The following is a 14,011-nucleotide window of genomic DNA, read 5'->3' on the forward strand; positions in this document are numbered from 1 at the left end:
CGCCCGACCAGGAGCTGATCGATGTTTCAATCCACGCCCCCCGCGAGGGGGAGCGACCTGGTCCAGCGCCAGTCGCCATCTCCTCACGTCCCTGTTTCAATCCACGCCCCCCGCGAGGGGGAGCGACCGGTTCTCGCAGCGCCTGGACGGCATGCCGTGGGTGTTTCAATCCACGCCCCCCGCGAGGGGGAGCGACATGGACTACCTTCAGATCGCCGATGTTTCACGTGTTTCAATCCACGCCCCCCGCGAGGGGGAGCGACCAAAGTCTCTGCTGGCGAGCACACCATTCGCATTGTTTCAATCCACGCCCCCCGCGAGGGGGAGCGACGCAGTGCAGGTGGCCGATGCGCACGCCGTCGATGTTTCAATCCACGCCCCCCGCGAGGGGGAGCGACGTTCTGGTTTCGCCACGCCGACACCACTTGGTCAGTTTCAATCCACGCCCCCCGCGAGGGGGAGCGACGGCGCCGGGCCGCCAGGTGGCGCGGATACGGCGTGTTTCAATCCACGCCCCCCGCGAGGGGGAGCGACGGCCGACCAGATTGGCCAGTTCTGGAGCACGGTTGTGTTTCAATCCACGCCCCCCGCGAGGGGGAGCGACGGCCGACCAGATTGGCCAGTTCTGGAGCACGGTTGTGTTTCAATCCACGCCCCCCGCGAGGGGGAGCGACGGCCGACCAGATTGGCCAGTTCTGGAGCACGGTTGTGTTTCAATCCACGCCCCCCGCGAGGGGGAGCGACGCCTGGATGCGCAAGACGCAGGCCGGCGAAGGAGAGGTTTCAATCCACGCCCCCCGCGAGGGGGAGCGACCCCAAGGCCGCGTCGCGGTCGAAGAGTTTTTGGGTGTTTCAATCCACGCCCCCCGCGAGGGGGAGCGACCACCTGCCCCAGGAAAGTCAACGGCAATTTTTCCAGTTTCAATCCACGCCCCCCGCGAGGGGGAGCGACTCGGCTACTACGATTACGGGAGCTCGATCACTTTGTTTCAATCCACGCCCCCCGCGAGGGGGAGCGACTTCAATCCTGGAGCATGTCAAACAGGCCATCGCTGTTTCAATCCACGCCCCCCGCGAGGGGGAGCGACGTATTGGGCACGGTGTAGCTGGCGTCGATGATGTTTCAATCCACGCCCCCCGCGAGGGGGAGCGACGTGGTGGCGGCAGCCACCTCATTTACGCCATGCCGGTTTCAATCCACGCCCCCCGCGAGGGGGAGCGACCAACTACATCCTGGACGCCACGCCTGTCGACGATGTTTCAATCCACGCCCCCCGCGAGGGGGAGCGACCCCAAGGCCGCGTCGCGGTCGAAGAGTTTTTGGGTGTTTCAATCCACGCCCCCCGCGAGGGGGAGCGACTAAGTGCCGCCCCCGGGGCCCTGTCACTATCCGGTTTCAATCCACGCCCCCCGCGAGGGGGAGCGACCACCTGCCCCAGGAAAGTCAACGGCAATTTTTCCAGTTTCAATCCACGCCCCCCGCGAGGGGGAGCGACTCGGCTACTACGATTACGGGAGCTCGATCACTTTGTTTCAATCCACGCCCCCCGCGAGGGGGAGCGACTTCAATCCTGGAGCATGTCAAACAGGCCATCGCTGTTTCAATCCACGCCCCCCGCGAGGGGGAGCGACGTATTGGGCACGGTGTAGCTGGCGTCGATGATGTTTCAATCCACGCCCCCCGCGAGGGGGAGCGACTGTCGGTTATCAGCAGCGGGTCACGGTGGAGCTGTTTCAATCCACGCCCCCCGCGAGGGGGAGCGACGTGGTGGCGGCAGCCACCTCATTTACGCCATGCCGGTTTCAATCCACGCCCCCCGCGAGGGGGAGCGACCAACTACATCCTGGACGCCACGCCTGTCGACGATGTTTCAATCCACGCCCCCCGCGAGGGGGAGCGACTTAGGATAGACTGACCATGAACTACAACGAACTAGTTTCAATCCACGCCCCCCGCGAGGGGGAGCGACTGGCCGTCGCCCCTGGATCAATTCCGGTCCCGCCGGTTTCAATCCACGCCCCCCGCGAGGGGGAGCGACGCAAGGGGGGGGCCTGGATGAAGACTTCCTGGATGTTTCAATCCACGCCCCCCGCGAGGGGGAGCGACTGTCGGTTATCAGCAGCGGGTCACGGTGGAGCTGTTTCAATCCACGCCCCCCGCGAGGGGGAGCGACGTGGTGGCGGCAGCCACCTCATTTACGCCATGCCGGTTTCAATCCACGCCCCCCGCGAGGGGGAGCGACCAACTACATCCTGGACGCCACGCCTGTCGACGATGTTTCAATCCACGCCCCCCGCGAGGGGGAGCGACTTAGGATAGACTGACCATGAACTACAACGAACTAGTTTCAATCCACGCCCCCCGCGAGGGGGAGCGACTGGCCGTCGCCCCTGGATCAATTCCGGTCCCGCCGGTTTCAATCCACGCCCCCCGCGAGGGGGAGCGACGCAAGGGGGGGGGCCTGGATGAAGACTTCCTGGATGTTTCAATCCACGCCCCCCGCGAGGGGGAGCGACCCGGGCCGGAAAATGTGACAACACTCCCCACAGAGTTTCAATCCACGCCCCCCGCGAGGGGGAGCGACGCCCAGGAGGTACTTCGGGGCCCCTTCCCGATGGGCGTTTCAATCCACGCCCCCCGCGAGGGGGAGCGACTGACCGGCTGTCGTTGCTCAGCTAACCCACCCAGCCGTTTCAATCCACGCCCCCCGCGAGGGGGAGCGACATGAGATTGTCATAATCTCCAACGCCGTCATTGAGTTTCAATCCACGCCCCCCGCGAGGGGGAGCGACACCGGCTGTCGTTGCTCAGCTAACCCACCCAGCCGTTTCAATCCACGCCCCCCGCGAGGGGGAGCGACCCCAGAGCCGTCACATACTCACTTACGGCACTCAGTTTCAATCCACGCCCCCCGCGAGGGGGAGCGACCTCCACTGCCTCAACGTATGGCTGCGCCTTGCGGGTTTCAATCCACGCCCCCCGCGAGGGGGAGCGACACACCGGCAAAACGGACCACGGCGGCTCCGCACTGTTTCAATCCACGCCCCCCGCGAGGGGGAGCGACTATACCGCGGCGGACGTGGTGGAGATATCGCGCCAGTTTCAATCCACGCCCCCCGCGAGGGGGAGCGACCCACCGGCCAGGCCGCGGTGTTGTGCTCCGGACTGTTTCAATCCACGCCCCCCGCGAGGGGGAGCGACTTCCAGGTGCCGACTCAGGTCGGCGTACCGGCAGTTTCAATCCACGCCCCCCGCGAGGGGGAGCGACCCCACCGGTCAAGGCCAAAATCTCTACGGTCATCGTTTCAATCCACGCCCCCCGCGAGGGGGAGCGACCCCCGGCGTCGCCCAGGCTGCGGCCGTAGATGCGTTTCAATCCACGCCCCCCGCGAGGGGGAGCGACTCCACGGCCACCAGCTCTCCGTCTACCACGTCAGCGTTTCAATCCACGCCCCCCGCGAGGGGGAGCGACACATATTCCCTGGGGCTGGCGATCAATTTGCGGGTGTTTCAATCCACGCCCCCCGCGAGGGGGAGCGACGCCACGGCGTCATCATTAACTACGGCGTGTACCTGGGTTTCAATCCACGCCCCCCGCGAGGGGGAGCGACAACCGGCGGATGATATGCCAGGCATCAAAGAGCAGTTTCAATCCACGCCCCCCGCGAGGGGGAGCGACGGGACCTCAATCAGCCCCCGCCGCAGCGCCCAGAAGTTTCAATCCACGCCCCCCGCGAGGGGGAGCGACTCACGTCGGGGGGAGGGGGGGGCTACCAGAGGCGTTTCAATCCACGCCCCCCGCGAGGGGGAGCGACGCCCGTTCCCACTATCGCTGATCCGATTCCCATCGTTTCAATCCACGCCCCCCGCGAGGGGGAGCGACCCACGCCCTCGTTGCCATCGCCCTCCTCCTGGAAGTTTCAATCCACGCCCCCCGCGAGGGGGAGCGACTTCAATCTCCGTGTTCCCAGCCACCAATTTCAATGTTTCAATCCACGCCCCCCGCGAGGGGGAGCGACACCCCTGCCCGCCGGATGGCTCGAGCCACATCCCACGTTTCAATCCACGCCCCCCGCGAGGGGGAGCGACTTCGTGTTTTCGTCGTCCTCCACGTCGTCGAGCAGTTTCAATCCACGCCCCCCGCGAGGGGGAGCGACTTCACGTCGGGGGGAGGGGGGGGCTACCAGAGGCGTTTCAATCCACGCCCCCCGCGAGGGGGAGCGACTGGAGTTCGCAGTGCTCTGGTGGAGGTTTGGAGGATGTTTCAATCCACGCCCCCCGCGAGGGGGAGCGACTCACGTTGTCCCGGATTTCGGACACGGTGCCTAAGTTTCAATCCACGCCCCCCGCGAGGGGGAGCGACTCGAAATGGTGGCCGGGGTCCACAATCTCACGTAGGTTTCAATCCACGCCCCCCGCGAGGGGGAGCGACTGCCCGCCGATAGCAACAGGTTTCCGACAAGCGGGTTTCAATCCACGCCCCCCGCGAGGGGGAGCGACGGACTGGGACACCCTGGCCAACTGGGACCCGGCGGTTTCAATCCACGCCCCCCGCGAGGGGGAGCGACCGCAATATCTAGGGGCCAAAGCTCACCAACACCCTAGATATTGCCCATCGAGACTCAATCACTTGCCATAACATCCTCCAACAGTCATACAACCGCTCGTTGTGGAAGCAAAACGGCTGCGAACCCCTGGCGGAAGGCATGGTCACTTCCGGTTCGCACCTGCACCACTTCAGGCAATCAGCGGCCCTTCCAAATCAATGCTTGCCTTTGTGCCCACATGCTCCACCCGGTTTCGCCACTCGTTGCCGAGATAGTAGAAACGCAGACTGTCCCGTTCGGGATCTATCAACCCAACTAGGCGATGCTTCAACTGTTTCATCTGGGCCGCATCGACCAGGCATTCGAAGACCGAATTCTGGACCCGTTGCCCAAAATTCCGACATTGCTTTGCGACCAAACGCAGACGCCGCTTGCCGGCTTCGCTTGTCGTATTCACATCGTAGGTAATCAAGACCATCATCGCGCCTTCCTCCTGCTACGTGCCTAATTCCAGAAGAACGGGGGGTATGCGTCTAGATCCCCGCGCACATACCGGGCCAACAGGGAGGCCTGTACATGGGGGAGCAATCCAAAGGGAATGCGTTCTTTCAAGAAGGGATGGAGAATCTCTTCCTGCTTGCGCTTCTGCCAGGCCACCAACACCTCCTTTCGGGTTCTGTCATCCATCAAGACGCCGCCACTCTCCTTTTGCGTGAACCCCTTGCCGCTAATCTGCTTGCGATTGACCAACGAGAGAGCCAGCCGATCGGCCAGGACCGGGCGCAATTCTTCCATCATGTCCAGAGCCAGTGAGGGACGTCCAGGTCGATCTGCGTGCAAGAAGCCCACATAGGGATCCAGCCCCACGGTCTCCAGCGCCGAGGCAACCTCATAGGTCAGCAGGGTATAGAGGAAGGAAAGGAGAGCGTTCATGTTGTCCTGCGGAGGGCGTCGAGTACGCGCCTCAAAGGCAAATGCCTCCCGTTGGTGGAGAACCAGTTGCCCGAAGACCCGGAAGTACCGGCTGGCCGCATTGCCCTCGAGTCCGCGCAACGTCTCGACGGTTGCCCCCGCCTGGACAGACTGCAGCATCTGTTTCAAGAAGTCAGAGGTGGCCCGCAATTCCGACACGTCGACAAGCAAGGCATGGTCACGAATTGCCCGGTTGATGACGGTGCGGCAATTGGCGATCTTGCCCAGCACCATGGATGTGGCAATCGATGCACAGGCGGATTCACATTGGGAGAGTTCGTATTGCTTCTTGCGCAGCAACAGATTGCCCTTCTGCCTGCCAGTCACCCGCGCCAGAAACCGCCCATTTGGCCTGAGAAAGCACAAACCGATATTGCGTTCTGCGCATGCCCCCATAAGCGCCGGGCTCACGCCTGGGTAGTTGAAGCAGACGATGTTCTCCAGGTTGTGTAGTGGCAGGCGCATGGCTGTTGTGTCGTCCCGCTTGACCACGACATTTTCACCATCCAAGGAGAGGTAGGCTTCAGGTGTGGTGACGTAGAGGATATTCCCCAGCTTTTTCATGCGCTATCCCCTTTCGATCTGCTGGCGGATATAGGCGGAGGCCGGCATGGCTTCGCCCTGTAGACGGGGCAGGCAGATGTCCGCCAGGGAACAGGATTTGCACCCCTTGAAAGGCTTGACCTTGGGCGTGTACCCTCGCTGGAAGTAGGTGTGCATTTCCTGGGCTGCGCGACGCACCCGATCCCGCAATGCCTCGGTCAGCTCCACGGTGACACGACGGCGGACCTGACCGTAGTAGAGATAGCCCACGGGAATCGAGACGGCCAGCATTTCTTCCAGACAGAGGGCCTGGGCACACAGTTGAGCTTCATCGCTCGGCTCAAGTTTCTTCTTGCCGCGCTTGTATTCCACTGGGGCGGGCAAGTACGTACCCTGGTATCCAGGCAGGTGGACACCTTGGGCCGACTCGCTGAACTCCACCACGTCACACACACCGAAAAGCCCGAGCGAGGTCGAGGCCACGGGTACCGAGCGGGCGACGATCACCCCCTTTCGCTTTTCCGTAAAGGAGGGATCGTCCACCCGCGTGTGGAGAATTCGCCCCTCGGCGGTGAGCGCATTCTCCTGCCACTGCCGTTCGACATGGATCAGCGCCCACTGCCGGCGACAGAAGAGAAAGTGTTGAATGCCTGAAAGCGGCAGCAACTCCTCGGGACTGTATGTGGTGGTCATGGTTATCCCATGGGCTATTCGCCCTCAATGACCTCACACTTCAGTCCGGGCAATTCTCGCAAGGTGATCTCATAATCTTCAATGGAATTGGGCGTTTCCACCTTCGGCGCCACGGTCAGCAAGCGATGAACTTTCGCAGACGAGTACTGACCGTTGGGGCTGTTGTGTTCCCACCAGTAGAGCCTGTAGACTTCCATGCTGCCTTCAGGGCGGGCGGATGAAGCATCGTTGCGAAACAGGGTTCTCAACGCTTCTTTGATCGCCTGCGCGTCGTCGTCAGAGAAGCCCGTCAGGGAGGCCAGTTGTGGGTTCATGCTGCCGAAGAAAACGTAGACACCATGGTCGATCCGGTGTTTCATGCCCATTGTGTCGGAGGCGCGTTTCGTTCCATCGTCTTCCCCGCTGACGCTCTTGGTGATCTGGATGCTTGTCATCCGGTCCAGCACAGGTGACACGGAGAATGCGGGATGGATCGAGACCGGGCCGCGAATGCCCACCGATACGCCCTCACCTCTTCTTCCGCCGCTGTAGGCGAAGACCTGCCCAAAGGCCCGAACATCGATCCACTTCTCACAGACTGCTTTGCGGAATTCTTTCTCGTCCTTCCACTTCGCCTTTGGGATCTCGCCCTCGGCTCGCTTGCGCAGGCTTGGATAGTCGTCCAATTTGCTGTCATCAGGTTGTACAAAGACGAGATAGCGCGGATCCATCATCAGGCGGTTTCTGATCTTCCGCTTGATGGCGACGTCTGAGATCTCGCCGTAGCCGTCGTAGTTGTAGCGGGGACGGTTACCGTTCATGGGATCGCCGTTCGGATTGGCGTTCTTGACGTTGACAATCACGGCGAAGTCGATTTTCTTGCTTAGAGTAGCCATCATGGATTCTCCTATTCGTTGGTAGAGTGTTCGTCGCTGGAATCTGCTTCAGAGGTTGCGTCGGCTCGGCTGGTGCGAAGATACTCACGTTGGCAGTGATAACCCAGCAGGAATTCGCCGCTCAAGCGTTTGTCGCTGGTGAAATCAGCGGGGTCGAACAAGGCAATCACTTCATCGATCATCTGTTCGCGCCTCCAGGTCTTCTGCTTGCCAAGCCTGGCCTTGTACGGCGCCAAAGCCAGCTCGATTGTTCTCCAAGTGCTGTACGGGCGTTCGGCGAAGCGCGCCATCAGGCGCGCGGCGTTGGTCTGGCGCTTCTCTCCAGCTTCGTTCAACGCCCATTCTTCCAGGTTGTCTGCCAAGGCGAGCAACCTGCCGTAGAGATAGTCTCTGGTCGTTCTGGTTGAGTCCAGTGCCATTTCATAGGTCTCCTTTGTGTTGTACTTTCGAAAGAGAGCACAGGCAATGCTCAGTACCTTACACCACTCCCCATCATCAAGACCTGCGCGATTCGAAGCCCGCCTGACCGCGGATTCCACTAGATCGCGGGGTAGCGGCTGGCCATCGATGATGCACGGAAGAATGCGTTCGATGGTTGCTTTGCGAAGCTTGTCATCCAGCCGGCTGCCGTATGCCACTTCGGCGATGTCGTGGGGTGCAGGTGCGCCGACAAAGGGCACCACCTGCCGGCTGGTCTTGCCGTCCTGTTCGCTTCGCACTTCTACAACTCGATAACGGTGGAGCCAAGCGCAAGATTCATGCCAGCGGTCAATTCGTTGCAGGAAATCGGAGCTGTTCAGTTCGCGATAGTAGGTCATGGCCAGACGGCCCGGGGTTGCTGAGTCCATGGCCATGACCACAATCTCGGTTGTATCGCCAAGCTCTTTGCCATAGCCTGCGATTCGCTTCTTCAGTTGCAGAGCGATCTCTTGGGCGGTGTAGGGAGGCGGCTCCTCCATGGGCAAGTCTCCCATCAAGAGGGATATGGGATCGTCGGTCGGCTTTGGGACCGGCGCGCCGGAGGTTGCCCACGCGACGACTGCCAGCTCGCCCTGCCTGTAGCCCTGCCGGCTGATGAGCCACATCAACGCATAGTGAGACTTATGCGAGACGTCCAGTCCAACACTGGCGGCCTGTTGATCTTCCGTAAAGCGTCCCCGGAACGTGAAGCCGCTGGTGTCATTGGCCGAGATCAGCTTTGCGCCATCGCCTTCCCAGCGGATGTACTTGGGGTGACTACGCGCTACAACGCGTGTGTCCCCTGTAACATAGCAAAGGGCCCTATCGTCTCTCCCGCTCAAGTAGTAGTTGATCCAGCTATCCCACAGCGTTTTGTCCCGCCAGACCCTGCTTTCGGTCTCGTCTCCTTCAACAACCCAGCGGACAAATGCCAAGTCTTGCGAATTCACAAGCGAAAATATGTCCTTGGTGTTCCTATCTCTCTCCACCTCATCTTTGGACAAGAGTTTGCCGTCATTGCCGACCAGGAGGATATGTTGATCGATCAGATCCTGCATGACCCTCCTCTTGGTTACGTACTGCAGCACAGCCTTCGCTTTGGGGTGGCCGAATTCCGAGTTGCTCCACTTGGTCAAGTCGTCGACAAAATTGCGATAGGGCTCTTGGGGATCCTTCTTGAACCCTGAAGTCACAACACCGCCCCAGTCTGTGAAATCTCCTGCCACGTATTGGAGCTTGTCACAGAGGGGATGGTTCGCAGGCTTGCTGCCAGATCTGCTGGCTGACTCTTCTGTACTGGGATGAATCGTCGTGGCGTCATCCTTCTCGGTGATCAGGCGCGCCCGCCGGAAGTTGCCTTCGCCATCGATGACGATTTCGATGTGCGCCTGGGATGTGATGTGACAAATGGGAAGCAGGGGCCGCTGGTCGTCCTGATGGCTGTACCCGATGCTGGATTGACAGTTGTCGTAGGTCTCAGCCAACCTTTGCATCCAATTCATCTTACGCGCCCTCCTCTTCTTCGTACTCCGCCAACAAGCCTTCTTCCTCGAGCCCGACCGTTGCCGGGGGGCTTGCCTCCATCGTGCGCACAACCTTCCGGATACGGGCCTCGTCAGGACGGATGAAGTCAATGACGCCTTTCACCATCCTCGGGCGCCAAAAACGGGCGTAGAGAGCGGCCTTCTCCGCACCATTTCGTGCTTCATCGGGATAGTCAAAGCCGTGGAACATCAAGCCAAAGGAGAGCTCATCAGGGTAGTCATCGTAGAACCCCTCACCTTCACCAAAGCGGCAAGGTTCGACGTACGCCTGGCATTCGCGTGTGCCCAGGAAGACATCCCGGCGTCCGCCGCGCGCGATCATGCGTTTGGCGACGAAGTAGTGTTTGTTCTCATTGCGATCTTGGATCAGATCTTCACGGTTTTCGTTCCACTCGAAGTGGGCCTGCACCTGATACTCGACGTCTGAAAGGTATGTGTAGATGGAAAGATCGTGGCCAGAACCGCCATATTTCACGGGCTTGGCGCTGCGCGTCTGGGTCTTGATCGGCTTCATCACCCTGACTTTGTCGATGATCCAGACGATGGTCGGCTTCCAGTAGACCGAACTCAAGATGCCTTTCAGCGCTTCGTAGGTGGGGATCTGATACGAGTGCTTCTCACCGCCGATCTTCGTGAGCGGATCGGTGAACAGGGCATATCTTCCCCAGACCCTGAATTCCACAGTATTCCGCATGAGTACCTCCCTCTATGCAATCAGCGTTTCCATGCCGGTCACCGGTTTGTCACTCCACCCAAACTTGTCGCTGTAGTATTCCTCGGCCAGACAGTAGATGCCCGTGCCTGATTGGACCTCCTTAATCGCTCCGCTTGTAGCCAACCGCTGGAATTCATCGGGAAAGAGATTCACGGAATATCGTTGCGCTCTCCGCAGCAACTTGCGCTGCCGCGTCAGCTCTCCAGAGGCGCACAGGTCAGCGACGATCTCTTTTCCTTCGTCGCCATACGGAACCACCACACCCCGTGTCGGCGAATCGATCACGCGGAAGGCCTTGGCTGCGCTTTGGAAAGATTGTCGGAATGCCATGTCTGGAAGAGTGTGGTGAATCCGTTTAAAGGCTTCCACTGCCTGCGCGTTGACGGAAAGGAGGTCGAACAGGTTGGCGTCTCGGCCCACCGGCGAATCCGCAGCTACGTTATATCGCATGTCATCTTTTCGCTGCTCGTAGTAGAACCGATAGTATGCCGCCATCGCTTCGATCCCGATTCGATTGTTGCCGAACCGCTGGGGATCGTTTTTGTAATCCGCTAGAACCCGTTGCGCTTGGGCTGTGCCAATTGCGATATCCTGTAACCGCCCTATGTTTTCATCCTTTGGATTGACGATCCAGACACTTCCCAGATCTGGCCGTGTTCCATGACGGTTACAGCGTCCTGCCGCCTGTGCAATCGAGTCCAGTCCGGCCAGGTAGCGGATCACAGCGCCGAAGTCGATGTCTACACCTGCTTCGATTAGTTGTGTACTGACACAGATCACCCGTTCGCCCCTGCTGAGTTTGGCTTTCATCTCATCCAGCACTTTTAGGCGATGAACGGCGCACATGTTCGTGCTGAGATGATAGAGATGGACACCGGCGATCTCCTTGTCGGCAATCGCATGGTAGAGCGCACGGGCGGATTTCTTAGTGTTGACAACGATTAACACACTGCCTTTTTCCTGCAACTGCTGTTCCGCCAGAGCTGCCACCTCCTCTTCACTCCAGCCGCCGACTTTGTATCTGTCGAACACGTCAACACGCTTCAATGCTTCAAAGAGCGCCCCTTCATTCTGGATGATGCGCTGGTCGGATTGAATCGTCAGCGCGCGGTATTGGGCGTCAATCTTGTCAAGCGGCGGCTGCGTGGCCGTGCACAACAGTACAGTCGCGCCGCAGTTGTTGACCAGGAAGCGCAAAGCAACGTTCAACATATGGATGACTTTGATGGGGACAGTCTGCACTTCATCGAGGATGATTACCGAGTTGGCCAATTGGTGCATGCGCCGCGGGCTGCGTGTGCCCGCGCCAAACAACGCTTCTAGGAATTGAACCTGGGTTGTGAACACGATGGGGGCGTCCCAATTTTGGGCCAGCAGATTTTGCCGGCGGGTTTCCTCTTCGGGAGTCAGGTTGGAATGGTGTTCCAGGACCACCTTGTCCAGATAGTGACCATCTTCATCCCTGTCCTCCAAAATCCGCCTGACCTCGGCCGCGTTTTGGTCGATAATGGACGTATACGGAAGTACGTAGAAGATCCGATCCATGCCATGATGGGCAGCGTGGTTCAGGGCAAAGCGTAGGCTGCCCAGGGTCTTCGCGCCGCCGGTGGGCACGGTCAGTTGGTATATGCCTTTCGGCCTCGTCGCAAAGTCCAAGCAGGCCTGAGATACCTGACTGCGCAGTTCATCCACCTTGTTCTTATCCGGTTTCTGCTCGAATTTGTCGATCTGGCGGTTCAAGCGGGTGATCAAGGTCTCCCAGGCATGATATTGACCGTAGTTCCTCAATTCCGCATTGCCCGGCGACTCGAAATCGGCGGTGTCGAGCCTGTCAGCGTCGATCAGGCAACTGAGCAAAAAGCGGATGAGCAGGCCGACCTTGAACAGATACGTTTCCCTTGAGTCTCCTTTTTCCTCGCGCAGGCTCTTGACTCTTGTGTAGATTTGGTTGACGAGATCATCTGTGAGCAAGTCCGCCAGGGCGCTTTGGATCTCGGGAAGGTTCGCCAGCGCTTCGCTCCTGCGTGTGCTTTCGTCCCCCTTCTGCATGCGCCGGATGAAATTGTTTTCGCCGACCGGTGTCAGGCAGTCGATGAGTCCAGAATGATGGGAGGCAATACACAGCGCCAAAACCTGGGCGGCGATCTTGTCCATGGGTCCCCGGTCCCAGAGCTGCTGGTAGACCACCTGTGCGCCTGCGGTCGTGTGATCGATCTTGCCCTTGTGGGCTACCGGATCGATGTATTCTTCCGCGTCCGGGTCGATCAGGCCTTCTCCGGATAAGATGTACCGCTGGAATGTCTCGCTTGCTTTGCCCAGATCGTGTAGTAGGCCGAGCAGTGTCCCTGTCTCCTTTAGCCCAATTTTCCCGGCGAATTGACCTGCCAGTTTCGAGACGCCTGACAGGTGATCCTCGAGCGACTGCGGGACTCTATCTTTCTCGCGGATGTGAGCAACGAACTGTTTTTTCACCTCCATCACCTGGTACAGTTCACCCAATTTCCGTGCCTCCCGCTTGAGCTCCTCCCGCAACTCTACGGGCTCCAAGACCTCACATTGGGCACCCCACCCGCGTATCCATGGGAGCATCTCTTGCGGTTCGGCGATTTTGGCGCGCCAGACCAAATATCCATCCGGCTGGATGTCATCCTGCTGTTCTCGGTGCCAGCGCGTCTCGCGCACCCGTTGGGCAACACTGGGGTGGAAACGCAGCACCACCTCCACCGGTTCGGCCTCGCTGTACCAGATGCCCCAAGCATCCCGCAACAGTACAGTTGGATCAAAGTCTTCCGGGATTGCGTACTCCTCGCGCAGGATCTCCACCGAGCGCAGTCGTTCAATCTTGAACGTACGCACTTTGCCCGGCGGCTCACGCAGGCCGATAACGTGGGCAGTCTGGCCCACCGCATAAGGCTCGATAAAGTAGGGCGAAAATATGTAGTCAAAGACCCGACCATCGGGCATCTGATGGCTCACCCGGACCTTGCGCCCCGATGACCATGCTTCGGTCAGCTTCTCCAGGGCATCCAGATAGACTGGATCACGAAAAGCCGCGTCCTCATCCATCACATCGGCGGAACAGAGAAGGTGATGGCTGATACGTTGATCCAGCCGTTGCAGGGCGATCCCCAATTTACGCAGCGCCGATGCCGCATGGGGGTTCTGCTTGTCAGTGCGCGTCGCCAACAGGCGTGTTGCCAGATGAATGGCCATGATTTCATGCAGATTGAAGGATGTTTTGGTCAGGTCGGCGTTACGGTCGATCTTGAGTTTGTTGCCGTCGAACTCGTCTTCGTAGATGCTCGCCGGCAGATGATCCTTGTCCAGATATTTGGTAATCGTCGAACGATTGACGCCGATGCGGCGGGCGATCTCGGCGCGGGTCAACCCCTCAGGGTGCGCCCACAGCAGTTGCTCAATCTGCAATAGCCGCATGGCCTTCTCAGTTGCACGGCTCATAATGGCCAATCTCCTCGAACGCTACTTCTCATCTTCTGGCAAAACGATGTTGACCACCATGCGACGAAATCAACAACGCACATGATGCCAGCATGACGGTTGTGTGTTGCCAGTACGGCAACACATCCCGATGAATTGACCAGGGACGGCAGATCCGGCCGGACGCCTCCCCTTGGCCTAAGTCTGGGTGTATTTGTGGAGGG

The 14,011-nt window shown here is 59.7% G+C and carries 7 protein-coding genes and 1 CRISPR repeat array; all 7 genes read right to left on the reverse strand.

Annotated features, from left to right (window positions below):
* Positions 1 to 23 precede the first annotated feature (23 nt).
* Positions 24 to 4,569: a CRISPR direct-repeat array (repeat unit 34 nt; unit sequence GTTTCAATCCACGCCCCCCGCGAGGGGGAGCGAC).
* Positions 4,570 to 4,738: 169 nt separating this feature from the next.
* The 7 genes from cas2 to cas3 are packed head-to-tail and all read right to left on the reverse strand — an operon-like array spanning position 4,739 to position 13,808.
* On the reverse strand, positions 4,739 to 5,029 hold the full coding sequence (gene cas2 / locus FKZ61_RS20530; protein WP_141612021.1) for a CRISPR-associated endonuclease Cas2: 291 nt from the start codon (positions 5,027 to 5,029) through the stop codon (positions 4,739 to 4,741).
* 23 nt (positions 5,030 to 5,052) lie between these two features.
* A complete protein-coding gene (gene cas1c, locus FKZ61_RS20535) occupies positions 5,053 to 6,084 on the reverse strand; it encodes a type I-C CRISPR-associated endonuclease Cas1c (protein WP_141612022.1) in 1,032 nt (343 codons plus the stop codon).
* A 3-nt stretch (positions 6,085 to 6,087) separates the two neighbouring features.
* On the reverse strand, positions 6,088 to 6,756 hold the full coding sequence (gene cas4 / locus FKZ61_RS20540) for a CRISPR-associated protein Cas4 (protein ID WP_141612023.1): 669 nt from the start codon (positions 6,754 to 6,756) through the stop codon (positions 6,088 to 6,090).
* Between the two features lie 14 nt (positions 6,757 to 6,770).
* On the reverse strand, positions 6,771 to 7,631 hold the full coding sequence (gene cas7c, locus FKZ61_RS20545) for a type I-C CRISPR-associated protein Cas7/Csd2 (RefSeq protein WP_141612057.1): 861 nt from the start codon (positions 7,629 to 7,631) through the stop codon (positions 6,771 to 6,773).
* Positions 7,632 to 7,642: 11 nt separating this feature from the next.
* A complete protein-coding gene (gene cas8c / locus FKZ61_RS20550; protein ID WP_141612024.1) occupies positions 7,643 to 9,592 on the reverse strand; it encodes a type I-C CRISPR-associated protein Cas8c/Csd1 in 1,950 nt (649 codons plus the stop codon).
* Position 9,593: 1 nt separating this feature from the next.
* Positions 9,594 to 10,328: a type I-C CRISPR-associated protein Cas5c gene (gene cas5c, locus FKZ61_RS20555; protein WP_141612025.1), complete on the reverse strand. Its 735-nt coding sequence runs from the start codon at positions 10,326 to 10,328 to the stop codon at positions 9,594 to 9,596.
* Positions 10,329 to 10,340: 12 nt separating this feature from the next.
* The gene (gene cas3, locus FKZ61_RS20560; protein ID WP_141612026.1) at positions 10,341 to 13,808 is read right to left on the reverse strand and encodes a CRISPR-associated helicase Cas3'; all 3,468 of its coding nucleotides are present in this window, start codon (positions 13,806 to 13,808) and stop codon (positions 10,341 to 10,343) included.
* Between the last annotated feature and the right edge of the window lie 203 nt (positions 13,809 to 14,011).

The sequence above is a fragment of the Litorilinea aerophila genome, assembly GCF_006569185.2.
Lineage (GTDB): Bacteria > Chloroflexota > Anaerolineae > Caldilineales > Caldilineaceae > Litorilinea > Litorilinea aerophila.

What these genes read in the sequence shown, in the direction of transcription:
- cas2 (WP_141612021.1), bottom strand. Translation starts at nt 5,029, where the DNA reads ATGATGGTCTTGATTACCTACGATGTGAATACGACAAGCGAAGCCGGC.
- cas1c (WP_141612022.1), bottom strand. Translation starts at nt 6,084, where the DNA reads ATGAAAAAGCTGGGGAATATCCTCTACGTCACCACACCTGAAGCCTAC.
- cas4 (WP_141612023.1), bottom strand. Translation starts at nt 6,756, where the DNA reads ATGACCACCACATACAGTCCCGAGGAGTTGCTGCCGCTTTCAGGCATT.
- cas7c (WP_141612057.1), bottom strand. Translation starts at nt 7,631, where the DNA reads ATGGCTACTCTAAGCAAGAAAATCGACTTCGCCGTGATTGTCAACGTC.
- cas8c (WP_141612024.1), bottom strand. Translation starts at nt 9,592, where the DNA reads ATGAATTGGATGCAAAGGTTGGCTGAGACCTACGACAACTGTCAATCC.
- cas5c (WP_141612025.1), bottom strand. Translation starts at nt 10,328, where the DNA reads ATGCGGAATACTGTGGAATTCAGGGTCTGGGGAAGATATGCCCTGTTC.
- cas3 (WP_141612026.1), bottom strand. Translation starts at nt 13,808, where the DNA reads ATGAGCCGTGCAACTGAGAAGGCCATGCGGCTATTGCAGATTGAGCAA.